Here is a 24278-nt window from a genome sequence, read left to right on the forward strand (position 1 = left end):
CCTGTGCCCCTACATCGGCGCCGCCGTCGAACTCCACGACCCCCAGCACCCCGCATCCCAGTACGCGCGCGACTACAAGAAAGCCGTCGCCGCGCGGCTCGCCGACACCGCCCGGGAAGCCGGCGCCGCCGAGCCTGAACAGCTCGGCGAGCAGCTCGCGCTGCTCATCGACGGCGCCGCGGCCCGGACCCGGGTTCTCAACGCCGACGCCTTCCCCACCGCCGCCGCCATCGCTGCCGTCCTCATCGACAACGCCATCCCCGCGTCATCTCCTCGGCAGCCCAGCGATGACCGCGGAACTACCGGGTCTGCTCCCGTTCCGGTGGGAGGCCAATGACGGCCCGATCACGCCTCGTCGGCCGGAAGACGACGTCGAGTTCGGCGCGGCCGGAGCGGTAGATCACGCCGTACAAGGGCAAGAACAAACCCGACTCGCAGAGGGACGTCAACCGGGCTCATGCCCGGCTTCGCGGGCCCGGCGAACGCGTCAACGCCCAGCTCAAGTACCGGCGCATCCTGCACAATGTCCGCGTCAGCCCACGCGGGGTCGGTCGACTCGCCAAAGCCATCCACGTGCTACACAACAAGTTGAATTCGTAGGGTCGGTCATGTCTTTGCCGGGGTATCGAGGGTGAGTCCGGCCTGGGCCAGGCAGCCGGTAAGCAGATGCGGCCGGTACTGGATCTTCTTGAGCTTGTGTTTGACGATCCGGACGAGTCCAGGTAGGTCGGCGACGGCGAAGTTGGCCAGGGCCCGACGAAGGAGGGACCAGACGCCCTCGACGGGGTTCAGCTCAGGAGCGTAGGCGGGTAACTGGACGATGTGTCCAGCCGGCGTTCTCGGTGGGGAACTCGGCGAGCTGGCCGGCCAGGTGCACGTTCAGGTTGTCCCAGCACCACACCAGTGGCGCGCCCAGGTGCTGGTGGGTGGCCACGATCAGGTCCCGGTAGTCGATCCAGGAGAACGACTTGGACTCGCCCTTGCGACCGCGGTAGATATGCAGCTTGTAGAACAGGTGCGGGCGTTCGCCGTCCCGGTAGGCCACGACGCCGGCCATGTTGACCCGGCCGGAGCCCTTGCCGCGTACCGTCACCACCGGACGGGCGCCGACCGGCGCCCAGGTGCGTCCCTTCGGCGGCCTCAGCCCCTGCCCGGCTTCATCCTCGAAGCACAGGTAGGCGCCCAGGTCCGCTGCGGTCCTTTTGCCACCGGCCACACCTCGGCCTCCCAGGCAGCGATGGCCTCCTCGTCCCGCTCCAGGGCCCGTCGCGCCGGAACCTGGACCGACCAGCCGTGGCGATGCAGCAGCTTGCCCACGCCCTCGATGGTGTAGCCGATGTGGAACAGCTGGCCGATCAGCGTCTTGACCCGGCCAGCGTCCAGCACTGGTTCTGGTCGTATCCCCAGGCCGGCGGGCCGCGCCGAAGCTCGGTCTCCAATCGCTGCCACTGTTGGGCCGACAGCTTCTCCTTCGACACTGGCCCCTTCGAGCGCAGCGCCTGCGTCCCACCCTCGCGCCAGGCCTTGCGCCAGCGAGTCACCGACCGCTCGTGCACCCGTAATTGTGCGGCGACCGTCTTGGTCGACTCGCCGGCCTCGAACCACTCGGCCGCTTGCAGCCGCACACGCTCTCGCCGTTCCTGCTCGGCAGGCGTGTATCCACCCCTTTGCCCGTACCGCATACTCCGGTCGTACCGCACCGAGCGCTATCCGTCACGACCGGAAGACTCTACGCATTCAACCTGTTGTACTCCCAGCGTTGTAGCTCGGTCAGTCGTTGGTCCCAGTGTGGTAGTGGCAGAAGACTCCGCCTGTGGGACGACACGCACCGGCTGCTGGACAACCATTGCGGGTTATGGGGATCTCAGTGCAGTTTGTCCAGGTAACGCGCCAGGCCGCCGTCGAGACGCTGCCGTGACTTCGGTCCAGATACCGAAAGCTGCCGCAGCGGTGCGGAAGCGAAGAGTCATCAAGATCGTCAGAATAGTGCTCGCTGTCCTGATCGGGATCCCGGCCGCGGTAGTCGCCGGGCTGCTTCTTTGGGACGGCGGCATCGACACCGGCCCGCGCCGGGAGCTCCTCCCCAGTGTCCAGATCGACCTGCGGATTGCCCAGACACGGCGTGGCCCGATCGAGTACGACCTGTACGGTACGAAAGGTCCGGTTCTGTTGTCTGTTCACGCCGGGCTCGGCGGAGCCGATCAGGGACGCCTCTTCGCCGCTTGGCTGCAGCGGGACGGGTTCCGCATTCTGAGTCCTTCGCGGCCCGGTTATCTCGGCACGCCCCTGGAGAGCGGCCGGACCAACGAGGAGCAGGCCGACCTGCTCGCCGCGCTGCTGGATGAGCTCGGCATCGACCGGGTCGGAGTCCTCGCGGTCTCGGCCGGGAGCCCGGTCGGCTACACCTTCGCCGCACGCCATCCGGATCGGATCTGGGGGATGGTCTCCATCGGTGGAGTGAGCAAACAACAGCCCCCCGGTAAGCCGAGCTCGTCACTGCGGAGAACGTTCCTGAACACCGTCGTGCAGAAGCTCACCCGGCTGACGGCGATGCTCTCGTTCGAGACCGTCGTCTCGGCGACGCTGGACGAGACCAGCACCTTCAACCAGGAACAGCGATCCGGGCGGCTCTCGTACATCATGAACACGCCACGCGTGCGGACCCTCTTCGAGGCGATGTTCGAAACGACGTTCCCCTACGAGGAGCGCTGGCCGGGCACCGACAACGACGCGGCGCAAGCCCGGCGCGGCGGGTTGCCTCTGGAGCAGATCACGGCTCCGATGTTGGTGGTCCATGGAAGGCAGGACGGCGATGTGTCCTTCGACCATGGAGAATACGCGGCCGAGCGGATACCCGGCGCGCGTCATTACTGGATGGCAGATGAGGATCACCTGGGCTTCTGGCTCAGCCCCAGGGCGGACCAGCTTCACGCCCTGGTGCGGACCTTCTTGCGGCAACACGCACCGCGCGAATGAGCCCCCGGCTGGCTACTGCGTATCCCTCCTGATGATTGCGTCCACGGGGGTGGTGTACGAGTTCGACCTGGTCACAGGCGTGGCGTCATGAAATGAAGACGGCCATCGAGTGATCCTTCGACTAGCAAGATCAAGATCGAAGGAGAATCGGACGATGGCCGCAGGCAACAGTGTGACGCTGCTCACCGGCTGCCTGGCCGACTGGGCTTACCCTCGACGCTCCGGCACACTCATGACGGACTCTACGAATTCAATCTGTGGTACAGAACTACGAAGCAACTGCAGGATGAAAAGGGTTCTTTCATTACTTCAGAGGCTGCCGTGCGGCGATGACGATTCTCGCTGTACGCGAACGTAGCCTCCGCCGTCGCACTTTAATGCCTTCGCCTTTGCTGTGGCGTCCTCTGTTGGCTCTGATGTTGTCGGTCGAACTGATCAACCGTGTTGTGAGGCGGCACCGCTTGCCAGCTGCCACATTTCATCGTTCCCGCATTCTGCGGTGATCTCGGCCGTCGCGTGAGCTGCGGCGAGGAAGTCGTCGACCACCGGTGAGGTGCGCGATGCCGCCACCGCGAGGCACACCTGGTCGGGCGCCAGATCTGTGACGGGCACATAGCTGACTTCCGGGTGTGAGTAGAACACGGCTGTCGAACGGGCCAGGAACGAGATGCCCCGGCCGGCCGCGACATGTTCGAGCGTCTCGTCCACCCCGCGCACCAGGTATCCGGCGTTGGGGTGCGGGCGCTTGGTGGGCTGTGTGCTTGTGTCGGGATGCCAGAGCAGCGGCTCGCCGGCCAGGTCGGCCTCGGTGAGCTGTTCCCTGCCGGCGAATCGGTGGCCGGCGGGCAGCACCGCCACCCGCGGCTCGGTGTACAGCGGGGTGACACGCAGGCCGGTCTCGTCGATGGGCAGCCGCACATAGCCGACGTCGATGCGGCCGTCGAGCAGCATCGCGGCTTGGTCGTCGGACTCGATCCGCTGCACGTCCACGATCACGTCCGGGTGCCGGATGGCGAACTCCCGCACCGCCGCGGTGGCCGTGATGCCCGCGCGGAAGCCGACCATCAGCCGCCGGCTGCCGCGCGCGGCCACGGTCACCCGGCGGCGGACCGCGTCTGCGGAGGCCAGCAGCGGGCCGGCGTCGGTCAGCAACTGCCTGCCGGCGTCGGTCAGCGCCACGCCGTGGCTGTCCCTGATCAGCAGCGGGGCGCCAAGATCCTGTTCCAGCGCGCGGATCTGCCGGCTGAGCACCGGCTGTGCGATGTGCAGGTCATCGGCGGCGCGGCCGAAGTGCAGCCGGTCGGCGACGGCGACGAAGTAGCGCAACTTGCGCAGGTCCAGATCCATGGAGCCTCCCGGTACGGCGATGCCTCCAGGGTATCGCCATCGCTGAAATAGGTCTTGGACACCCGCTCAGACCAATGAAATCCTCAATAGGTACCCGGTGGGCCGGAGCGAATCCGGAATAAGAATTCGACATCGGGACTTGACAGTAGGTCCCCAGAACTTGAATTAGCGCGTCCTGAATTGGTTCGGGCCCGTCGTGTCATTCGAGGGCATCGACGACACAACCGTTAACAACAACGGGGTGGGCGTGGCGTTCTGTCCAGATATTCCACTCCAGAAAGCAGGCACTCCATGAGCAGCATCAGCATTATCGGCCTGGGGGGTATGGGCCGCGCCATTGGCGCCCGCGCGGTCGAGGGCGGCCACGCCGTCGAGGTCGTCGGTCGCGACGCGGCCAAGGCCAAGGACCTGGCCGCCGCGCTCGGCGGCGGCGCCACGGCCGGGACATTCGGCACCGCCCCAGCCGGCGACATCGTCATCCTCGCCGTGCCGAACGCCAGCGCCGTGCCGGTCGTCGCCCAGTACGGGGACGCGCTGGCCGGCAAGGTCATCATCGACATCACCAACCCCATGAAAGCCGACGCCACCGGGCTGACCACCCCTGACGGCACTTCCGCCGCGCAGGAGATCGCCAAGGCCGCCCCGGCGAGCGCGCACGTCGTGAAGGCGTTCAACACCGTCTTCGGCCACGTCCTGGCCCCGGGGCGCCCATTGGACGTGCTCTTCGCCGGCGACGACGCGCGGGCCAAGGCAAGCGTATCGGCGTTCATCGAAAGCCTCGGGTTGCGCCCCCTGGATGCCGGAGGCCTGGAGATGGCGCACTGGCTGGAAGGGACGGGCCTGCTGATGATCAACCTGGCCCGCCATGGCGTGGGGGACTTCAACTTCGCCCTCGGCGTCAGCAATCTCAGCTGAGCACACCCGCACCACCAGTTCTCGCGCTACCTCACTCATAAGGAACGGCAGAATGCGCGTTTTCGTCACTGGCGGGACCGGCCATTCCGGTTCGTACATCGTCCCCGAGCTCATCGCCGCCGGGCACGAGGTCACCGGCCTGGCCCGGTCGGACACGGCTGCGGCGGCGCTGTCCGCGCTCGGCGCGAAGGTGTGTCGCGGCGACCTCGGGGATCTCGACGGACTCAAGGAGGCGGCTGCGGACTCCGACGGCGTCATCCACGTCGCGCACCGGCAAGACCTGCTTTTCTCCGGCGGGATCCACGCCGTGGCCGCCGCCGAGCTCCCGATCATGCTCGCCTACGGCGAGGCACTGGCGGGAACCGGAAAGCCGCTGGTCGCGGCGGGGAGCATCGGCTCGCCCGGGCAGGGATTCCTGGGCCGGACGGCCACCGAGGAGGACCCAGCCCTTCCCAGTGGCGATGAGCACAAGGGCACCCTGCGGGCTCGTAACGTCGTGGAAACCACCGTAATCGGCCTCGCCGAGCAGGGCGTGCGGTCTTCGGTCGTGCGGATCGCCAACATCGCGCACAGCACGACCGATCGTGCCGGCTTCCTTCCGGCGCTGATCGCGCTCGCGAAGGAGAAGGGCTTCATCGGCTACCCCGGAGACGGCGCGAACCTGTGGAACGCCGTGCACATCCGCGATGTCGCCTCCTTGTTCCGCCTGGCGCTGGAGAAGGGCCCGGCCGGCAAATACTGGCACGCGGTCGACGACGGGGGCATCCCGTTCCGCGAGATCGCCGAGGCCATCGGCAGCCGTCTGGGCCTGCCCGCCGTGAGCGTTCCCGTGGACGAACTGGTGCTGCCGGGATACTTCGGGTTCCTCGCGAACATCGTCACGCAGAGCTACCCGGCGTCCAACCTCGTCACCCGCCGGACCCTCGGCTGGGAACCCGCTCAGCCCCGCCTGCTCGCCGATCTGGACAACGGCCACTACTTCCCCGCCAGCTGACGGCAAGGACCCGAGTCTCAACGAGTCCGGCACATGACAAGGAGGGCGGCTCAGAATATGACGACTGTGGGATTCACCGGCGTCGTGATCCCTCCGCGGCACCTTCGCCGCCCCGTCCTGGTTGCGGCCGTAGCCGGCGCCCTCTCTGATCCGCCTTGACCACCCGGCACGATCCCGGCACCATGCCCGACAGCCGCGCGGACCAGAGGGAACGGGAGGCGTCTGGATCCGATCGCGCAGCCGGAGCTGCCGTGTGACAGCGATGCCGGGGTAGCGATGTCGGGGTGAGGTGCTGGCTCGTCGGCGTGGTCGGTCAGCGGTCCGAGCCGGGAGCCGACGGCGGTACCTCGACGACGAAGACCAGGAAGGCGAGCTTGTCCGCGCAGTCCTGGTAGTCGTCGGGGAACAGCTCACGGGCGGCCGGGTCGACCTGGGGCTCGCTGATGACGGCAAGGCGGAAGCCGGCGGCGGTGAAGGCGTCGGTCATCGCCTGCAACGGCCTGGTCCAGAAGGTCAACGGGAAGGACTGTCCGTTGAACGTCCATGCGTCGGTGTAGCTGGTGGTCGCGAAATAGCTGGGCCGAGGATTCTGGGTCAGGTGCTCCACGAACGGGTGGTTGACCGACGCGATGAGCCGGCCGCCCGGCCTGAGCACTCGCCGTATCTCGGCCAGGGTCGGCCCCCAGTCCTCCAGGTAGTGCAGCACCAGCGACGCGACCACGTCGTCGAACGCGCCGTCGGCGAACGGCAGCGGGTCACGCAGGTCGACCACGCGCAGGTCGGCGTCGTCACCGAGCCGCCGCCTGGCTATCGCCAGCATCCCGGCGCTGGCGTCGATGCCGGTGACGACGGCGCCGCGGTCGCGTAGTTTGGCTGACAGGGGGCCCGCGCCGCAGCCGGCGTCCAGGATCTGGCGGCCGGCCACGTCTCCGACGAGGGCCAGGATCGAGGACCGCGCCCAGTACTCGTTCAGGATGCTGTTCTCGGTTTCCGCCGAGTACGCCTCGGCGAAAGCGTCGTAGTCGTTCACCTGGTCCGGATCTGCGGGCTGGGTTGCGGCCGAAACCCAGGCAGGATGCTGTCCGGGAAAATCTTCGGGCAGGTCGGTTACGCGGTCCATCGTCGCAGCCTAGCGATCTTTGGTCGCGTTTCCGGACGTTTGTCAAGTTTCGCCGATGCGCGAGCGCATCGGCGCCATCAGCTACTCAGACGTCGACGGCACAGGCCCAAACACTCACCCGTGGAGATGGTCGGCCAGAACGTCCAGGACCTTCCCCGCGGCCGTGGGGCCGGCGTTGAGGAAGGTGGGGCCGGCGTTGAGGAAGAACGTGTCGACGTCCACCGGGATCGCGGTCTTGCCCGCCACGGCGGACAGCGTCGTCCACAGCGGCGCATTGGTCAGCGGCCCGGCCACGGCCTCGCCGCCCTGCACCCCGTAGAAGATCCAGTCGGCGTCGGCCAGGTCGAGTTGCTCGTTCTGATGTCCTGCGAGGTCTCGTCGAAGCGCTGGCTTGCGGGGCGGAGCAGCCCGGCCTCCTCGGCGATGCCGAGATGAACGACGCCACGCCGTACAGACGCAGTTCGTCGCCGGTCAGCCGCAGGAAGGACACGGTGGGCGGTGCGGCGAGCCGGTCGCCGGGTTCGGCGGCCCTCGCGTGGAAGTCGTCCAGGACCGGCGCCGGCGGACCGGCTGGCGCGGGCGAGGCCGCCGGCCTCGCCCGCCACCGGACGACATCAGTCGGCCGCCGCCTTGAACAGCGCCCGCTTCGCGACCTCTTCGACAAGACGCCCGGAGGCTACCTGGCCGGCCTTCGCTCACGTGGAGCCGTCTTGTGGATCCGAAGTCCGTGCACGCCCTAGTGTCCGGGCACGACCACGGACACGGTGACGGGGAAGGCCGGGTTGCGCCCGCTGGCCGAGCGCACCATCAGCACGCCGGTCCGTACGCTCCCGGGTTCCATGCCTTCGCTGGACGCGGTGATCTCGAGAGTGGCGGACCCGCCCGCCCCGATCTCGCCGGACGCGGGGCTCACGCTCAGCCAGCCGCTCTGCTCAGGATCGACCTCGATCGTGTACGCCGCCGCCGCGCCCGCGTTGGCCAGCCTCAGCTTGCGCGTCCTGGTGGCCGAGGCCGGCACGACCAGGGTGAGGCGATCGGTGGCGGCCGTCACCAGGCCGGTGGTCAGCGCGGCGTCCAGCACCGTGCGACCGCCCGCCTGCACGGTGACCTTCCTGGCGAGGGTGCCGTAGTTCGCCGCCGAGACCTCCAGCCGCTGCTCGCCCGCGGGGACCTGCCCGAGGAACGTGCCGTCCGCCCCGGTGGTGAAGGAGGCCCCGCCCACTTCGACGGTCGCCCCGGCCACCGGCTCGCCGTCGCCCGCGTCGGTGACGGTGCCGGTCACCAGGCCGTGCCGCCGCGCGGTGAAGGCCAGGCTCTGGCCGTCGGCGACGGCGGCCACGCCGGAGGAGTACTGCAGCGCGTCCGTGCCGTCGGCGTTCTCGATGCCGATCGTGGCGCTCTCGCCCGCGGCGCGCGAGCTCGCGATCCCGCGGTAGCGGAACCCGATCGAGCCGTCCTCGCCCAGCAGCGCCTCGAACGAGAACCACTCGTCGGCGTTGTAGAAGCGCGCGTTGCGCCACTCGATGACGAACGTACGGTTCGGCGCGGAGCCGAGCGTGGCGGTGTAGAGACCGCCCCGGTCGTCCAAGGCCAGATCATCCCAGTACGGGTAGATACCGGCGTTGGGTGCGCCCGCCGCCGGCAGGGGGGAGTTGTTCGGGTACGACCACTTCTCACCGAACGCCAGGAACCCGTTCGTGCTGAGCATGCCGCTGGTGTACGTCCTGCCGTAGAACGGGAACGCGAACGGCAGCTCGACCGTCTGGAACTCGTCGTCCCCGGTGAGCGCCTGCTTCTCCGTGGCCTCGGCGTACGCCTCCGTGCCGCTCCTGCAGGTGTGGCCGAAGGCGTCGGCGTTGGCGGGCAGTTCGACGTCCTCGGTCATCGTGCCGGTCACCGTGATGGGCGTGGTCGCCGCGTTCGCGCAGCGTGAGGCCGGCGTGACCTTGAGGTCGTACTCCCGGTGCGGGAGCGAGAGCGCGTAGTGGCCGGCGGCGTCGGTGACGGTCGTGACCGGGGTGCCGGGCACGCTCACCGTGGCGCCCTCCTCGGGCGCGCCCGAGCTGCTGACCGTGCCCGACACCGGGCTCATCGCCTGCGGGGTCAGCGTCAGGTCGGCGTTGGCCGTCCCGTCGTCGGTGACGGTGGCCGTGGCGGTCGCGTCGTCGTAGCCGAACTTCGTGACGGTGATCCGGTACTCGCCGCTCAGCAGGCGCGGCAGCGTGTACGTCCCGTCCGGGCCCGTCGGCACCGTACGGCTCAGCGGTCCCGACACGCTCACCGTGGCGCCGGCCAGCGGCGCGTCCTCCGAGATCACCGTGCCCGTCAGGGTCCCCAGCTCGCCGGCCGGGGTCGCCTTGACCGCCGCGTACGCGTCCAGCCTGCCCTCGCCCCAGACGAGGTTGTCGGCGGCCGTGCCGCCGCAGGAGGTGTCGTCCACGTCGGAGGCGGTGCCGTCGAGCAGCGCCCGGGTCGCCTCCACGTCGTGGCGCAGGGCGGGAGAGGCCGACCACATCAGCGCCACCGTGGCGGCGACGTGCGGGCCGGCCATCGAGGTGCCGCTCTTGACCCCGTACGCGTCGCCGGGCAGGGCCGAACGCACGTCCACGCCCGGTGCGGCGATGTTGGGCTTCAGCTCGCCGTCCTCGCCGGGGCCGCGCGACGACTCCGGCATGATGCGGCCGTTCACGTCGAACGCGCCCGCGCTGTAGGAGGCGGTGTAGCCGCCAGGCGACCCGGTGGTGCCGCACGCCGGGCCCTCGTTGCCGTTGGAGAAGGCGGGGAAGATGCCGGCGGCGGCCCAGGCCTCGACGATCTCCTTGTACCAGAGGTCCAGGCCGGTGCCGCCCCAGGAGTTGTTGACGATGTCCGGCGCGAGGTCGGGACGCGGGTTCTGGTTCTCGAGGTCGGTGGGGGCGAGGATCCACTGACCGGCCGCGAGCAGCGCGTAGTCGGGGCAGCCGGTGGTGCCGCACGCCTTCGCGGTGATCCACTCGGCGCCGGGTGCGACGCCGATGCCGTCGGCGCCGGCCATGGTGCCCATGGTGTGCGTGCCGTGGCCGCGGTCGTCGCAGGGGGCATCACCGGGGCACGAGCCCGTCGCGTCGTACCAGTTGTAGGCGTGGTCCGCGGTGCCGTCGGGCAGGGTGCCCCGGTAGCTCGCCTTCAGCGCGGGGTGGTCCCACTGCACGCCGGTGTCGAGGCTGGCGATGACGACGCCCTCGCCGTGGTCGCCCAACTCGTCCCAGACCTTGGGGGCGTTGACGCGGTCGACGTTCCATTCGACGGAGCCGGCCTCGGCACGGGCGACGCCCGGCTTCGGCTCCGGCAGGCCGGCCGTCCGGCCGGGGGTGATCTCCGCGACCTCGGGCAGCTCCGCGATCTCGGCCGCCAGGCCGGCGTCTCCCGTCACCCGGATCGTGTTGACGATCCAGTACGGCGTGAACTCGGCGCCCGCCGACTTGAGCAGCTTGCGCAGCCGGGCCTGCGAGGCGGCGGCGGTCCCGGTCTTCAGCCGGTAGACCTGCCGGCCCTTGTCGGCCTTGGTCGTCGCGGTACGCGCCGCCCGCAGGTCGGCCTCGTCCTTGAGCCGTACCCAGAAGGTGGCCTTGTCGTCGGCGGACAGCTCGGCCGCGACCGTCCGGTCGATCTTGCCGGAATCGGGCGGGTCCTGGGCGAACGCGGGGGTCTGGGTGGCGAGGAGGGCGAGGACGGTGCCCGCCAGGAGCCATCGCCGGGGGTGCGAAAGGGACACACGATCTCCATGGGGAGGTTTGTGGGATCTTGTGAGCCCACCGCCGAGCATCTTTGGTGGATCGTGTGCTCTTAGCAAGCGGCCGGACGCCGCCTCGTGTGGGTGTGCACCCCTTCCGTCAGGACCGAAAAAGGTCGTTCAACTGGGGTTTCGTGGGGCGTGCCGGCCGGTTCGGGCGATCGGTGGCGAGTTCCCGCCAGGTGTCCGAAAGCCGACATAATGCGACACCGCCGGAAAACCAGTGGGGCGGAGGGGCGGGGCCGGGCTAGCATGCGGGCGCGTGAGCACGAGACTGCGCGCGATCGCGGCCGCCAACGCCGAGATCGCCGCCACAGGCGCGTACACCACCACCGAAGGGGTCGAGGTCCTCGTGGGGCCGGCCCTTGCGGCGGCGCTCGCGGGCACCGTGAGCTACGCGCCCGGCGACCTGGTCGAGCCGCCCGCGCCACGCCCCGGCGTCCGCACGACGTTCGAGGTGACCCCGGAGGGCAGCCTGCAGGCCGCGCGGCGGCTTCACCTCGACGGCGCCGGCCACATCGCGGTGCTCAACTTCGCCTCGGCCCGCAACCCCGGCGGCGGCTACCTCGGGGGAGCCAAGGCGCAGGAGGAGGACCTGTGCCGCCACTCGCTGCTGCATCCCTGCCTCCTGCGGGCGCCTGACTACTACGCCGCCCACCGCGCCTCGCCCGACCTCCTCTACAGCCACCGCGTCATCTGGTCGCCCGGCGTGCCCGTGCACCGGGGCTCCGGTGGCGGGCTGGTCGCCGAGCCGTTCCCGGTGTCGTTCCTGACCTCCCCGGCGCCCAACGCGGGAGAGGTGCTGCGCCGCGACCCCGGCCGGCGCGAGGAGATCCGCCGGGCGCTGCACGAGCGCGCCGGGCGCGTGCTCGCCGTCGCCGCCCGCCACGGCGTCCGCCGGCTCGTCCTCGGCGCGTGGGGCTGCGGCGTGTTCCGCAACGACCCCCGCGACGTTGCCGCGGCCTTCCACGACCACCTCACGGGCGCGTACGCGACGGCGTTCGACCAGGTCGTCTTCGCCGTCTGGGACCGCGCGAAGGAGTCCGCCAACCGGGCCGCCTTCGCCGCATGTTTCGCGTGACCCGGCAAGGGGTGGAGGGCAAGGGGTGGATGCGGGGTGCTCTTTGATCTAGCCTGAGCAGGCGAGGGGAGTACTTCCCAAGAGCCGGCCCGGTCAGTACGGACGTCCCGCGCGTCCCCGGGCGGTCGCCCCTGTCGGGGTGAAGGAGACCTCGAACGGTTCGAGCGTTCGAGGGAGGCTTCCCATGCCTGCGGGCACACTGTCGCATGCCGTCGAGTCGCGTGCCGAGCTGGACGGCATCGCCACCCCCGCGCTGTGGTCGGCCACGGTCGCGGCGTTGATGCTGCTGCTGGCGATCGACCTCGTCCTGACCCGCCGTTCCGGTGCGGAACGCATGGGGCAGGCGGTCGGCTGGTCCGTCTTCTACCTGGTGCTGCCCCTGGGCTTCGGGGCCGGGCTGTGGGCCGCGTTCGGGGGCGCGACGGCGGTGGAGTTCTTCACCGGGTTCGTGGTCGAGAAGTCGTTGTCGGTGGACCACCTGTTCGTGTTCATGCTGCTGCTGTCGGCGTTCGCGGTGCCGTCCGCGCCGGCCCGGCAGGTGCTGCTGTACGGGATCGCCGGGGCGCTGCTCCTGCGGGTCGTGCTCGTCGGGCTGGGGGCCGCCGCACTGGGGAGCGGCACGTGGGCGTTCCTGCTGTTCGGCGCCGTCGTCATCGTCACCGCCTGGAAGATCCTCAACGGCGACGGGCGCCAGGTGGACGTCCGGTCCATGTGGAGCGTACGGCTGGTGCGCCGTTTCGCGCCCGTCACCGGGGACCACCGGGGGTCCCGGCTCTTCGTGCGCGACAGGGGGCGGCTCGCTTCGACCCCGCCGGCGTTGGCGGTGGTCGCGATCCTGGCCACGGACGTCGTCTTCGCCGCGGGCTCCGTGCCGGCCGTGTACGGGGTCACCGACGATCCGTACCTGGTGTTCGCCGCCAACGCGTTCGCCCTGCTCGGCCTGCGGGCGCTGTACGTCGTGCTGCGGGGCGGGCCGGTGAGGCCGCGCCACCTCGGCCACGGGCTCAGCGTCATCCTGGCGTTCATCGGGGTCAAGCTGGTCCTGCGCTGGGCGCACGGGATCTGGACGTGGGTGCCGGAGGTGCCGGCTTCGGCCTCGCTCGCGTTCATCGTGGCGGTCCTCGTCGTCGTCACGGCCACCAGCCTGATCGCCGACCGCCGCGCCCGCCTCCGAGCCGCCGCCGAAGCCCGGGCGGGTCGCGTACCGGAGGCTCGAAAGTCCTGGTCGGCCGCCATCCGCATTCCTGAGGAGGACGGCGTGGTCCGCGGGGAGCGGGCGGAGGAGGACTGGGAGTCCCGTGAGGTACGCGAGGCGCTCCGCGACTTCGACGACTTCGACGACTTCCGAGATTTCCGTGGCCTCCGTGACATCCATGATCTTCGTGACCTAGGTGATTTGCGTGACGTTCGTGGCTTGCGTGACTCCGGTGACCGAAGGCGCGGGGCGGCGCGCTTGCGCGGAGCCACCGGTCACCACGGCCCTGGACCGCCCTTCGCCTGACCCGCACGGCCGGGCGCGACGGCGGCGCAGCCGGAGATCGCTCCGGCCCCGCCCGCTCCCCCGGCTCCCGCCTGACCGGCGGAACGAACGCCCGCCCCTGCGGCCAACGACGTCCGCGGGTGGCGGGGATCACTCGCCGCCCACGGCCGATGACGTCCGTGGGCGGCGAGTAGGGGAACGCTCGCCCTCGCGGCCGACGATGTCCGCGAGGGCGAGCCAGGCCCGCGCGAGCCGTCCGGCCGGAGCGGGGAATCCGCGTGGGGGTGGCTACGGATCGCCAGGATGGGGAAAATCACCGTGAGGGATTAGCGTGCAAGGGGTGTCGTCCCGCCGCAGGGCGGTGCCGGGGTCCGGCTCCGTCCCTGGAGTGAGAAGTCCTGACGTTCGACCGGAGGGGAAGCGATCGTGGGGTCTTTCGTGGGCGAGGTGCTGCCCCCGGACGACGTCGTCGTCAGGGCCCTGCGAGCCGGCGATGAGACGATGTTCGCCGCGCTGCTCGACACCTGGTCCCACGGCATGCTGCGGGTGGCCAGGTCGTACGTGTCCACCGACCACTCCGCCGAGGAGGTCGTCCAGGACACCTGGCTGGCGGTGATCGACGGCATCGACGGCTTCGAAGGGCGTTCCTCGGTCAAGACGTGGGTCTACCGCATCCTGGTCAACACCGCGAAGAAACGCGGCCTGCGGGAGAGCCGCATCCTGCCGTGGAGCGCCTTCGAGCAGGACGGCCAGACGCTCGGCGGCCACGGCCCGCCACCGGGCGGCAGGGCGGAGTTCACCGCCGCCTGGCCGACGCCCGAGGGGGAGGCGCTGGCCGCGGAGGCGCGGGGGCTCATCGCCGAGGCCCTGGGCAGGCTGCCGCCCCGCCAGCGCGTCGTGATCACGCTGCGCGACGTGGAGGGCTGCACCTCCGAGGAGGTCTGCGACATCCTGGAGATCTCGGCGGCCAACCAGCGGGTGCTGCTCCACCGGGCGCGGGCGACCGTGCGCGGCTGGCTCGCGAGCTATTACGACTCGGTGAAACAGCCGGATTGACGCCGAACGGCACCGTCCGGCCCGTTCAGCGGTCACAATAAGTGAAACGGTTCATCTCAGAGGCAAGGGCGGTCAACGTCGTGAAGCGGTTCACCTGCGACGAACTGGTGGAACACCTCACCGCCTACCTGGACGACGCCCTCGACACGCCCGCACGCGACGCCGTACGCGACCATCTGTCGTGCTGCGAGGGCTGCGGACGCTACTTCGACCAGTACCGCGCCACCATCCGCGTCCTCGGCGACCTGCCCACCAGGCCCCTGCCCACCGAGACCCGCAGCCGCCTGCTCTCCACCTTCCGCACCCGCCGCGCCGACCACCTCACCGACGGCTGACACCAGGCCCGCCAGGCATACAGCCTGGGCGCGAGGTGTTGAAAGCAGGTCTACCCGGGCTGGCCGGTCGGCGGCGAAGCCCCCGTGGTGGACGCGTCGGGCAGGGTACGCACCGGGTGGAGCGGTTACTGGGGCGACACCGAACGCGCCCGGGCGAATTTCTGGCGCCACTGGGTGTTCGGCGACCCCGACTGGGACTGGCGGGACTTCGACTACCACCGCGACCTGCGCCTCGCCCAGAAGAAGCTCGGGCCGATCATCGACGCCACCGACCCTGACCTGCGGCCCTTCCGGCGCAGCGGTGGCAAGCTCATCATGTACGCGGGCTGGGCCGACCCGGTCGTCGCGGCGTACGACACCATCGGCCACTACCGTCAGGTCGTCCGTGCCACCTCCGGCGGGCGCGCGGACCAGACCGGAGATTTCGCGCGGCTGTTCCTCGTGCCCGGCATGACGCACTGCGGCGGCGGTCCGGGCCCGAACGCCTTCGACAAGCTGACGCCGATCGTGCGCTGGGTGGAGCGGGGAATCGCCATGTACTTCGTCGCGACGAAGTACGTGGACGACGACCCCGCCGGCGGTGTCGCGATGACCCGTCCCCTCGTGCCTTTCGCGGGTCAGCGCCTGCGGGCCGGCGCCGTGTCGTTCCGCGTGCCGCTCAGCGGCGGATGACGGCCTGTTGCAGGAGGTCGTGCAGGATGCGCTGCTGATCGAGGGAGAGGCCGGCCAACGGGGATTCCTGCGTGAGGAGCTGGAGGAGGCGTTCGCGCAGGGCGGTGCCCTCCTCGGTGAGGACGAGGTGTCTGGCGCGGCGGTCGGTGGGGTGCGGGTGGCGCTCGATCAGGCCCTGTTTCTCCAGCTTGTCGACGACGAAGGTGGCGTTGGACGGCTCGCAGCTCATGCGCTCGGCGAGCTCGCGCATGGTCATCGGCCCGGTCAGCTCCCGCAGCGCGGTCGCCTGGGCCGGGGTGAGGCCCAGGACGACGGCGCGGTCGCGCACGTGGTCGGCGATCTGCTGGGCCAGCCCGTTCACCAGCCCGCACAGCTCACGCTCGGCGGTGGCCCGTGACTCGGAGGGCGTCGTCATATGCTCATCCTAGCAAGTCCATCAAGCCAGAATATTTCTAGCTTGAACGTTTCTGGCTTGAAGCTTATGGTGGCGTCCTCGAACCGACACGGGAGGACATCATCATGACGAACGACCAGAGGGAACGGTTGCGACGCCCGGCGGGGATCCGCTCGGTCCGGCTGGGGGAGACGAAAGTGTCGTTCGTGCCCGACGGGGTCGTGCGGTTGCCGCCGCGCGGCTGGCTGCCCGACACCACCGACGAGGTCTGGGCCGCCCACCCCGAGTACCTGGACGCCTCCGGCCACCTCATGGCGAGCCTCGGAGGCCTGCTGGTGGAGCACGGCGACCGCGCGCTGCTCATCGACGCCGGCTTCGGGCCGCAGTCGCTGCCGCCCGATCCCGGCACCCCGCGCGGTCCCATCCACGGGGGCGCGCTCCTGGACAACCTGACCGCGCTCGGCCGCGAACCGGGGACGATCGAGGCGGTGGCCTTCTCCCACCTGCACGTCGACCACGTCGGCTGGGCCTGGCATCCGGCCCCCGGCGGCGACCGGCCCGCCTTCGCCCACGCCGACTACCTCGTGGCCGAGCAGGAATGGGCCCAGCGGGACGTGCTGGAGGCGCACGGCACGACCGAGGAGATCGTCGCCGCCCTGGCGCCGAGCGTGCGCACCGTGGCGGACGGGCAGGAGATCTTCCCCGGCGTACGGGTCCGGATCACCGCAGGTCACACCCCTGGGCACGCGGAGTACGTCATCACCGGGGGCGGGAGGCGGCTGATCGCCTTCGGCGACACCGTGCACTCGCCGATCCAGTTCGACCACCCCGAATGGTCCGCCGGCAACGACCACGACCGCGCCCGCAGCGCCGCCCATCGCCGCCGTCTCGCCGACGAGCTGGCGGAGCCCGGCACGATCGGCTTCGGCGTCCACCTCGCCGACGTGGTCTTCGGCCGGGTGAGCCGGGACGGCGCCGGGCCCGCCTGGCGGCCGTTGGACGCCTGACCAGCCGAAATGTGCCGATTTTGCCTGATTCGCGAAATTAGTCTGTAACGTTCGCGCGGCTCGCGGGTCTGTACTCCCGATGTGCCAGGCGAAGGGACAGCCATGATCGGGCTTACCGCCGAGAGCGCGCCGCTCAGGGGCGTCTCGGAGGTGGCGGACTTCGCGCGCCGCTGCTTCCGTTCCGACGCGGGCGACCGGGTGGGGGTCGAGCTGGAGTTTCTCGTGTTCGACCGTACGGACCCCACCCGGCCGGTGCCGCTGGCCAGGGTCGAGGGGGCACTGCCCCGGCTCGCCGGCGGGAGCAGGGTGACGTTCGAGCCGGGCGGCCAGCTCGAACTGTCCGGGCCGGCCGGGGCGCTGCCCGGCACGCTGGAGCGCCTGGCCGGCGACGTGGCCGCCGTGCGTGCCGCGTTGCGAGCGGAGGGACTGGCGCTGGGCGGCGTCGGCCTCGACCCCGTGCGTCCCGCCCGCCGCCAGCTCCGGCAGCCGCGCTACGACGCGATGGCGGAGTTCCTCGGCCTCCCGTACGGGCCGCTGATGATGTGCTCGACCGCGTCCATCCAGGTCAACCTGGACCTGGGGGAACGGCCGGAGATCCGGTGGGAGCGCGCACACGTGCTCGGGCCGGTGCTGCTGGCCGCCTTCGCGAACTCGCCGCTGAGCGGCGGCCGGCCGTGCGGCTGGATGTCAGGACGCCAGGCCGTCTGGGCCGGCCTCGACCCCACCAGGACCGCGCCCGTGCCCCCCGACGCCGACCCGGCCGCCGCCTGGGCGCGGTACCTGCTGGACGCCCGTCTCATGCTGGTGCGCGAGGACGACGGGGGATGCCGGCCGGTGCGCGACGGCTCGACGTTCCGCGACTGGCTGGCGGGCGGCGGCGAGCGCCCGCCCACCGCCGACGACCTGGCCTACCACGCCACCACCGTCTTCCCGCCGGTACGGCCGCGGGGCTGGCTGGAGATCCGCTACCTCGACGCCCAGCGGCCGGACGCCTGGCCGGTGTGCGTGGCCGTGAGCCACGCCCTCGTCACCGACGACCGGGCCGCCGACGCCGCGCTGGCCGCCGCCGAGGAGTGCGGTACGGCGTGGGAGACGGCGGCGCGGTGCGGCCTGTCCGATCCCCGCCTGCGCCGGGCCGCCGAGGCGTGCTTCCGCGCCGCGCTGGAGGCCCTGCCCCGCATCGGCGCGGGCCCCGGCCTGACGGGTGAGGTGGCCGCGTTCGCCGACCGGTACGTGGCGGCGGGCCGCTCACCGGCGGCAGACCTGATCGACCCGATGTCGGGGCCGCCCGTCCCGGCCTGGCTCAACGACGAAGGGCAGCAATGAACGACTTCAAGGAACGCATCGCCGCCGAGCTCATCGCCGTGCGCGACCGGTCGCTGGCCTACACCGAGGCCGACGAGGACCTGCTCGTACGCCAGCACTCCCCGCTGATGTCGCCCCTGGTGTGGGACCTCGCCCACGTCGGCAACTACGAGGAGCTGTGGGTGCTGCGCGAGGCGGCCGGGATCGACCCGGTGCGTCCTGAGATCGACGACATCTACGACGCGTTCAAGACGCCGCGGAAAGACCGTCCCAGCCTGCCCTTCCTCGGCCCGGCGGAGGCCCGCCGCTACATCGAGGGCGTGCGCGGGCGCGTCCTCGACGTGCTCGACCGGATCGACCTGGAGAACGCCTCGCCGCTGCACCGCGACGGCTTCGTGTTCGGCCTGGTGATCCAGCACGAGCACCAGCACGACGAGACCATGCTCGCCACGCTGCAACTGTCCGGCCAGCCGGGCCTGGTCCGCGACGGCGCCCTGCCGCCCGGCCGCGACGCCGGCCCGGAGGAGGTGTACGTGCCCGCCGGCGGATTCCTCATGGGCACCGACACGACGCCGTGGGCCTACGACAACGAACGCCCCGCCCACTGGGTGGACCTGCCCGGCTACTGGATCGACCGGCTGCCCGTCGGCAACCGCGCCTACGCGGCGTTCATCGAGGACGGCGGCTACGACGACCCGCGCTGGTGGACCCCCGAGGGCTGGCATTGGCGGCAGAGCACCGGCGCGACCACCCCGCTGTTCTGGGAGAACGACGGCCGCTCCTGGTGGCGCACCCGTTTCGGCCGCACCGAGCCCATCCCGATGGACGAGCCCGTCCAGCACGTCTGCTGGTACGAGGCCGACGCCTACGCCCGCTGGGCGGGCAAGCGGCTGCCCACCGAGGCCGAGTGGGAGAAGGCGTGCGGCTGGGACCCGTACGAGCGGCGGGCCCGCCGCTACCCGTGGGGCGAGGCCGACCCGGGGCCGTCGCTGGCCAACCTGGGGCACCGCGCCGCCCGTCCGGCGCCGTTGGGCGCGTACCCGGGCGGGGCCAGCGCGTACGGGGCCGAGCAGATGGTGGGGGACGTGTGGGAGTGGACCGGCTCCTGGTTCCATCCGTACCCGGGATTCCGGAGCTTCCCGTACAAGGAGTACAGCGAGGTGTTCTTCGGTCAGGAGTACCGCGTGCTGCGCGGCGGGTCGTGGGCGGCCGATCCGGCGGCGGTGCGGACGACGTTCAGGAACTGGGACTATCCGATCCGCCGGCAGATCTTCACCGGGTTCCGGTGCGCCCGCTCGGAGCTGGTCTGAGGTGTGCAGGCACGCCGCCTGGCTGGGCGCGCCCCGTCCGCTGGCCTGGCTCATCCACGAGCCGGAGCACGGCCTGCTGCGGCAGTCGTACGCGCCCCGCAGGCAGCGCTTCGGCATGGTCAACGCCGACGGCTTCGGCATGGGCTGGTACGACGACGCGCGTCCGGAACCGGTCCGCTACCGCCGTTCCGTGCCCATCTGGACCGACGCCAACCTGCCCGCGCTCGCCGAGGTGGCCCGCTCGACGTGCCTGCTGGCCGCCGTCCGCTCGGCCACCGTCGGCATGCCGATCGAGGAGAGCGCCACCGCCCCGTTCGCCGACGGCGGCTGGCTGCTCAGCCACAACGGCCGGGTCAGCAGGGACGCGCTGCGCGACCTCGCCGACGACCTGCCCGACCGGGCCGAGAGCGCGTGTGACGCCGCCTGGGTCGCCGCGGCCGTGTTCCTGCGCGGGCGCGCCGGCGCCGGGCTCGCCGACGCGCTGGCCGAGGTCGTCGTACGGGCCGGGGAGAAGGACCCCGACGCCCGCCTGAACCTGCTCGCCTCCGACGGCACCTCCATCGCCGCGACCGTCTGGGGCGACACGCTCTTCCACCGCCGGTTGGACGACGGCGTCGTGGTGTCCAGCGAACCGCTCGACGACCTGCCGGGCTGGCGGGCCGTGCCCGAGCGGAGCCTGTTGACCGTCGGCCGCTCCGGCGTCCGCGTCCAGCCCCTCACCATCCGGGAGGTCTCATGACCGTGAGCCATTCACCCGTCCACGTGATCAACCACCTCGACCGCGACTACCTGCGCCAGGCGCTCGAACACGACGTCACCGTGGGCCTGACGTCGTCGCCGAAGTGGCTGCCGCCCAAATGGTTCTACGACGAGACCGGCAGCGCGCTGTTCTCCCGCATCACCCGGCTGCCCGAGTACTACCCGACCCGGCGCGAGCTCGCCATCCTGCGCGAACGGTCCCATGAGGTGGCCCGGGCCGGCGGCGCGGACACGCTCGTCGAGCTCGGATCCGGGACCAGCGAGAAGACCGTGCTGCTGCTTGAGGCGATCAAGGGCGCGGGCGTGCTGCGCGGCTACACCCCCGTCGACGTGGACGCCGTCACGCTGGAGTCTGCGGCCCGGCGGCTGTCCGTCCAGTACCCGGGGCTGGACGTACGGCCGGTGTGCGCCGACTTCGAACGGCACCTGTCGCTGCTGCCGCAGAACGGGCGGCGCATGGTCGCCTTCCTCGGCGGCACCATCGGCAACCTGGAGCCGGACGCCCGCGCCGTCTTCCTCAAGGAGCTGCGGGCCGCGCTGCGGCCGGGGGAGTCGTTCCTGCTGGGCGCCGACCTGGTGAAGAACCCCGCGCGGCTGGTGGCGGCGTACGACGACGCCGAAGGCGTGACGGCCGAGTTCAACCGGAACGTGCTCCGGGTGATCAACCGGGAGCTGCGCGCCGACTTCGAACCGGAGGCGTTCACACACGTGGCCCGGTACGACGAGCACCACGAGTGGATCGAGATGCGGCTGCGGGCGAACCGGGACATGCGGGTGCGGATCGACGCGCTCGGGCTCGCGGTGGACTTCGCCGAAGGCGAGGAGACGCGTACGGAGATCAGCGCCAAGTTCCGCCCGGAGGGGCTGCGCGCGGAGCTGGAGGACGCGGGCTTCCGCGTACGCCGCCACTACACGGACCCGGACGGCGACTTCACCCTCCTCCTCGCCGGCCGATGACCATCCGGCAGGCCCGCTCACCACAGTCGGCGGCGCCACGTGCGGCGGAGTCGTCTCCGGTCGACGTGGGCGCGGTGTGGCGGGCGGCGCGTGACGTGATGCCGGCCGGGCATCTCGACGCGGCCGGGTGCAACGTGCCCAGCGACCGGGTGCTGGACGCGATCGTGGGGCAGTTGCGGCTGGAGCGCGCACGCGGCGGGTACGCGGCCGTTCCCGACCTCGCCGATGCCAGGGCGGCGCTGGCCGCGCTGGTCGACGCCGCTCCCGCCGACGTGGCGTTCCTGGAGAGCGGTACGGCGGCGATGGCGGCGCTGCTCGGCGGATGGCGGCTCGCCCGGGGCAGCCGCGTCGGCCACGCCCGCACCGAGTACGGCGGCACGGTCATGCTGCTGCGGCGCCTGGCCGCCCGGAACGGATGGCACCTCGTCGACCTGCCGGTGGACGGCCACGGCCGCCTCGACCCCGAGGCGGTGCACTCGGGCCTGGACCTGGTGGTCGTCTCACACATCGGCTCCCACAGCGGCGTCGTCCAGCCGGCTCAGGAGATCGGCGCGCTGTGCCGGGCGGCCGCAGTCCCGCTCGTCCTGGACGTCTGCCAGTCGCTGGGCCACGTGGACGTACGCGGCACGGGCGCGACCGCGTACGTGGGCACCTCCCGCAAGTGGCTGGCCGGCCCGCGCGGCGTCGGCTTCCTCGTCGTGCCCGGCCCGACCGCCGCCATGGACGCCGCCACGCCCACTCTCGGCGGCCACCACTGGCCGGAAGCGACACCGTCGTCCGGCCACGGGCGAGCGGCGCAGGACGTGATCCCGCTGCCCGGGGCGGCGCGTTACGAGACCTCGGAAGGGGCGATCGCGGCGCGGGCCGGCCTCGGGGTCGCCGTGCTGGAGCACCACGCGCTCGGGCCGCACGCCGTGCACGCGCACCTCGCCGGCCTGGGCCGGCTCGCGCGCGGGCTGCTCGACGGGGCCGGCGGCTGGCGGGTGGCCGAGCCGTCGGACGAGCCGTCCGCGCTGGTCACCCTCCGGCCCCCGCCCGGCGACACGCCCGAGCACGCCGCCGCCCGCGCCGCCGAGGCCTCGCTCCTGGTCTCCGTCGTCCCGTACGCGCGGGCGCCGCTGCACCTGCGCGGACCCGTCCTGCGCGTCTCACCGCCGCCGGGCACACCGGAGGAGACCTTCCACGGTCTGGCGCGCGTTCTGGCCGCCTCCTGACTCACGGGCCGGCCGGGAGGAAGCGCTTGCGCAGGGCCGTCGCCAGGCGGCGGGTGAACGGTGAGGCGCAGGCCGGGCCGTGGAACGGTTGGGTGCCTCCGTCCGTGACGCCTTCGATGGTGGCGACGTCGGCGCCGGGATGGCACACCACGTCCGGCCCCGGCAGGTTCGCCAGCAGGAACTCGCCCCGGTCGGCCGCGGCGTCGGACGGGTGCGCCCCCGGGCGTACCCAGCGCAGCCGGTCGAGGTCGTCCAGCCGGTAGACGCCGGACCCGCGCGAGGTGACGACGCGCACGGGGCCGTGGGCGCTCAGCCGTACCTTGACGGTGAAGGGCCCGCCGGGCTGGGTGGCGCGCAGCAGGCTGAGCTGGTTGAACTCCTGCGGGTCCCCGAGCCAGCTCACCCGACCGCCCAGCATCACGCTCAGATGCCCGAGCACGAACGGCGGCAGCCCGACGACCTGCTGGTTGACCGCCGACACCTCGGTGCTCTCGTCGTGCCGCCACTTGATCGCCGTCACGTACACCCGCTCGTCGGGCGTGAGCAGCGCGCGCACGCCGAACAGCCCCGCCACGCCGTACCGTCGCCAGCCCCACAGCGCGATGCGTTCCGCGCACTCGATGAGCAGCGCGGCGGCGGGCGCCGGCCACGGGCGCGACCAGTCGGCGCCGGCGCCGCGCAGCGGCCCGACGCCCAGCTCGGGGACGCCGGTCGTCGCGTGCGAGGGACGGTCGGCGTACACGCGCACACCGCCCGCGCCGTCCGGGACGCTGAGCACGGCGACGGCGCACGGCCACCCCTCCACGTGCGCCGCCACCCGGTACGGCCCCAGCAGCCGCACCGCCCGCTCCATGTCACGCTCGCCCGACACGACCACGGTGCCGCGTCCGCCCGACGTCCCGCCCGCCTGCACCACGACCCGCTCGGTGCCGACCGCGCGGCGGAGCTCGGCCAGGCTCCCCAGCCGCTCGGCGGGCACGCACCGGATCCGCGCCACGCGGGGCACGCCGGCCGCGCGCAGCACGTCGTCGAGGAGGTGCGGGGCCTCGACGAAGGCCCGTACGGCGGGGTCGATCGCCGCGACGGTCCCGCCCGCGCCGGCCAGCTCCTGCAGGAGGTCGCCGTGCCAGGCGGAGATGACGGGCGGGCGGTCCAGCGTCACGAGGTGGCGGGCGGCGTCGTGCCGGACGCGGCGCAGCCAGCCGTTCCGCTCGGCCACCGAACGGGTGCGGGTGCGGTCCTCGGCGGCGACCACCATGCCGGGCAGGGCCGGCGCCCACGCCGCGTAGCAGCCGATGCCGAGCACGGGACGCAGCGCCTGGACCGGCGCGGGCCCGGTGTAGCCGGTGCGCAGCGCCGTACTGAACCGGTCCACCGTGACCAGGGGCCGCCCGGCCAGCGCCGCCAGCAACTCGGCCTGCGCCACCTCCGCCGCCGCGCCGGTCTCCCGCCCCGACGCCTCCGGCACATCCGCGCCGCCGGCGGTTCCCGGACCGCCCGCCTCCATACGCGCCCTCATGACGCCGTGCGTGGTCGGGCGCCAGGACGGGGGCGCTGCGCGGGGTGGGGTGGCTGGAGGGAGGT

The 24278-nt window shown here is 71.6% G+C and carries 23 protein-coding genes and 3 pseudogenes; 16 read left to right on the top strand and 10 right to left on the bottom strand.

Going from position 1 to position 24278, the window contains the following annotated elements:
• A pseudogene (locus tag E1286_RS32185) lies at window positions 1-337 on the top strand (hypothetical protein); the annotation flags it as partial.
• A gap of 62 nt (window positions 338-399) precedes the next feature.
• Window positions 400-600: pseudogene (locus E1286_RS32190) on the top strand (transposase family protein); the annotation flags it as partial.
• A 6-nt stretch (window positions 601-606) separates the two neighbouring features.
• On the opposite strand, the gene E1286_RS52205 reads toward E1286_RS32190, so the two are convergent.
• Genes E1286_RS52205 through E1286_RS49495 form a run of 4 tightly spaced genes read right to left on the bottom strand, consistent with a single transcriptional unit; the run spans window position 607 to window position 1625 of the window.
• Window positions 607-822 carry a hypothetical protein gene (locus E1286_RS52205; protein WP_425464780.1) on the bottom strand — a complete coding sequence of 72 codons (216 nt, stop codon included), beginning with the start codon at window positions 820-822 and terminating at the stop codon, window positions 607-609.
• A complete protein-coding gene (locus tag E1286_RS32195) occupies window positions 794-1216 on the bottom strand; it encodes an LpqB family beta-propeller domain-containing protein (RefSeq protein ID WP_223190612.1) in 423 nt (140 codons plus the stop codon). Before E1286_RS32195 ends, E1286_RS52205 begins: the two co-directional genes overlap by 29 nt.
• A complete protein-coding gene (locus E1286_RS49490) occupies window positions 1141-1386 on the bottom strand; it encodes a helix-turn-helix domain-containing protein (protein WP_223190614.1) in 246 nt (81 codons plus the stop codon). Before E1286_RS49490 ends, E1286_RS32195 begins: the two co-directional genes overlap by 76 nt.
• The gene (locus E1286_RS49495; protein WP_223190615.1) at window positions 1356-1625 is read right to left on the bottom strand and encodes a helix-turn-helix domain-containing protein; all 270 of its coding nucleotides are present in this window, start codon (window positions 1623-1625) and stop codon (window positions 1356-1358) included. Before E1286_RS49495 ends, E1286_RS49490 begins: the two co-directional genes overlap by 31 nt.
• Before the next feature lie 361 nt (window positions 1626-1986).
• Here E1286_RS49495 and E1286_RS32205 point away from each other — a divergent pair, with 361 nt between their 5' ends.
• Entirely contained in the window at window positions 1987-2976 is a 990-nt protein-coding gene (locus E1286_RS32205) for an alpha/beta fold hydrolase (RefSeq protein ID WP_165970011.1), read from the top strand.
• A gap of 435 nt (window positions 2977-3411) precedes the next feature.
• On the opposite strand, the gene E1286_RS32210 is transcribed toward E1286_RS32205, so the two are convergent.
• Complete coding sequence (locus tag E1286_RS32210) at window positions 3412-4323, bottom strand: LysR family transcriptional regulator (protein WP_132618466.1); 912 nt, start codon at window positions 4321-4323, stop codon at window positions 3412-3414.
• A 291-nt stretch (window positions 4324-4614) separates the two neighbouring features.
• Between E1286_RS32210 and E1286_RS32215 the strand changes: the two genes are divergently transcribed.
• Complete coding sequence (locus tag E1286_RS32215; RefSeq protein ID WP_132618468.1) at window positions 4615-5238, top strand: NADPH-dependent F420 reductase; 624 nt, start codon at window positions 4615-4617, stop codon at window positions 5236-5238.
• Between the two features lie 52 nt (window positions 5239-5290).
• Window positions 5291-6232 carry an SDR family oxidoreductase gene (locus E1286_RS32220; RefSeq protein WP_132618470.1) on the top strand — a complete coding sequence of 314 codons (942 nt, stop codon included), beginning with the start codon at window positions 5291-5293 and terminating at the stop codon, window positions 6230-6232.
• A 313-nt stretch (window positions 6233-6545) separates the two neighbouring features.
• Here E1286_RS32220 and E1286_RS32225 read toward each other — a convergent pair whose 3' ends face one another.
• The 3 genes from E1286_RS32225 to E1286_RS32235 form a co-directional block, all read right to left on the bottom strand.
• Entirely contained in the window at window positions 6546-7352 is an 807-nt protein-coding gene (locus E1286_RS32225; protein ID WP_132618472.1) for a class I SAM-dependent methyltransferase, read from the bottom strand.
• 114 nt (window positions 7353-7466) lie between these two features.
• Entirely contained in the window at window positions 7467-7664 is a 198-nt protein-coding gene (locus E1286_RS32230) for a hypothetical protein (protein WP_132618474.1), read from the bottom strand.
• A 424-nt stretch (window positions 7665-8088) separates the two neighbouring features.
• Window positions 8089-11106 (bottom strand): S8 family serine peptidase, encoded by a 3018-nt coding sequence (locus E1286_RS32235; RefSeq protein ID WP_246075407.1) that lies wholly within the window; start codon window positions 11104-11106, stop codon window positions 8089-8091.
• A gap of 280 nt (window positions 11107-11386) precedes the next feature.
• Here E1286_RS32235 and E1286_RS32240 point away from each other — a divergent pair, with 280 nt between their 5' ends.
• The 5 genes and pseudogenes from E1286_RS32240 to E1286_RS32260 all read left to right on the top strand — a co-directional run.
• Complete coding sequence (locus E1286_RS32240) at window positions 11387-12205, top strand: TIGR02452 family protein (RefSeq protein ID WP_132618478.1); 819 nt, start codon at window positions 11387-11389, stop codon at window positions 12203-12205.
• A 184-nt stretch (window positions 12206-12389) separates the two neighbouring features.
• On the top strand, window positions 12390-13706 hold the full coding sequence (locus E1286_RS32245; RefSeq protein WP_132618480.1) for a TerC/Alx family metal homeostasis membrane protein: 1317 nt from the start codon (window positions 12390-12392) through the stop codon (window positions 13704-13706).
• A 405-nt stretch (window positions 13707-14111) separates the two neighbouring features.
• Window positions 14112-14741, top strand: coding sequence for an RNA polymerase sigma factor (locus E1286_RS32250; protein WP_246075408.1), 630 nt, complete (start codon window positions 14112-14114; stop codon window positions 14739-14741).
• 80 nt (window positions 14742-14821) lie between these two features.
• A complete protein-coding gene (locus E1286_RS32255; RefSeq protein ID WP_132618482.1) occupies window positions 14822-15076 on the top strand; it encodes an anti-sigma factor family protein in 255 nt (84 codons plus the stop codon).
• 60 nt (window positions 15077-15136) lie between these two features.
• Window positions 15137-15748, top strand: a pseudogene (locus E1286_RS32260) (tannase/feruloyl esterase family alpha/beta hydrolase); the annotation flags it as partial.
• Here the strand turns inward: E1286_RS32260 and E1286_RS32265 are convergent.
• Window positions 15735-16163, bottom strand: coding sequence for a MarR family winged helix-turn-helix transcriptional regulator (locus E1286_RS32265; protein WP_132618486.1), 429 nt, complete (start codon window positions 16161-16163; stop codon window positions 15735-15737). The pseudogene E1286_RS32260 and the gene E1286_RS32265 overlap by 14 nt on opposite strands.
• A 104-nt stretch (window positions 16164-16267) precedes the next feature.
• Between E1286_RS32265 and E1286_RS32270 the strand changes: the two genes are divergently transcribed.
• The 6 genes from E1286_RS32270 to E1286_RS32295 all read left to right on the top strand — a co-directional run bounded on the left by E1286_RS32270 (window position 16268) and on the right by E1286_RS32295 (window position 22694).
• Window positions 16268-17149, top strand: a complete 882-nt coding sequence (locus E1286_RS32270) for an MBL fold metallo-hydrolase (RefSeq protein ID WP_132618488.1) — start codon at window positions 16268-16270, stop codon at window positions 17147-17149.
• 102 nt (window positions 17150-17251) lie between these two features.
• On the top strand, window positions 17252-18475 hold the full coding sequence (gene egtA, locus E1286_RS32275; protein WP_132618490.1) for an ergothioneine biosynthesis glutamate--cysteine ligase EgtA: 1224 nt from the start codon (window positions 17252-17254) through the stop codon (window positions 18473-18475).
• Window positions 18472-19764 (top strand): ergothioneine biosynthesis protein EgtB, encoded by a 1293-nt coding sequence (gene egtB / locus E1286_RS32280; protein ID WP_132618492.1) that lies wholly within the window; start codon window positions 18472-18474, stop codon window positions 19762-19764. Before egtA ends, egtB begins: the two co-directional genes overlap by 4 nt.
• Window position 19765: 1 nt before the next feature.
• Complete coding sequence (egtC, locus tag E1286_RS32285) at window positions 19766-20503, top strand: ergothioneine biosynthesis protein EgtC (RefSeq protein ID WP_132618494.1); 738 nt, start codon at window positions 19766-19768, stop codon at window positions 20501-20503.
• The gene (gene egtD / locus E1286_RS32290; RefSeq protein WP_132618496.1) at window positions 20500-21480 is read left to right on the top strand and encodes an L-histidine N(alpha)-methyltransferase; all 981 of its coding nucleotides are present in this window, start codon (window positions 20500-20502) and stop codon (window positions 21478-21480) included. The genes egtC and egtD overlap by 4 nt, the downstream gene beginning before the upstream one ends.
• Window positions 21477-22694, top strand: coding sequence for an aminotransferase class V-fold PLP-dependent enzyme (locus E1286_RS32295; RefSeq protein ID WP_132618498.1), 1218 nt, complete (start codon window positions 21477-21479; stop codon window positions 22692-22694). The genes egtD and E1286_RS32295 overlap by 4 nt, the downstream gene beginning before the upstream one ends.
• Window position 22695: 1 nt before the next feature.
• On the opposite strand, the gene E1286_RS48240 is transcribed toward E1286_RS32295, so the two are convergent.
• Window positions 22696-24278, bottom strand: a 1583-nt coding sequence (locus tag E1286_RS48240; protein ID WP_223190617.1) for a hypothetical protein, incomplete at its 5' end; no start/stop codon positions are given.

The sequence above is a fragment of the Nonomuraea terrae genome (assembly GCF_004348995.1).
Taxonomy (GTDB): domain Bacteria; phylum Actinomycetota; class Actinomycetes; order Streptosporangiales; family Streptosporangiaceae; genus Nonomuraea; species Nonomuraea terrae.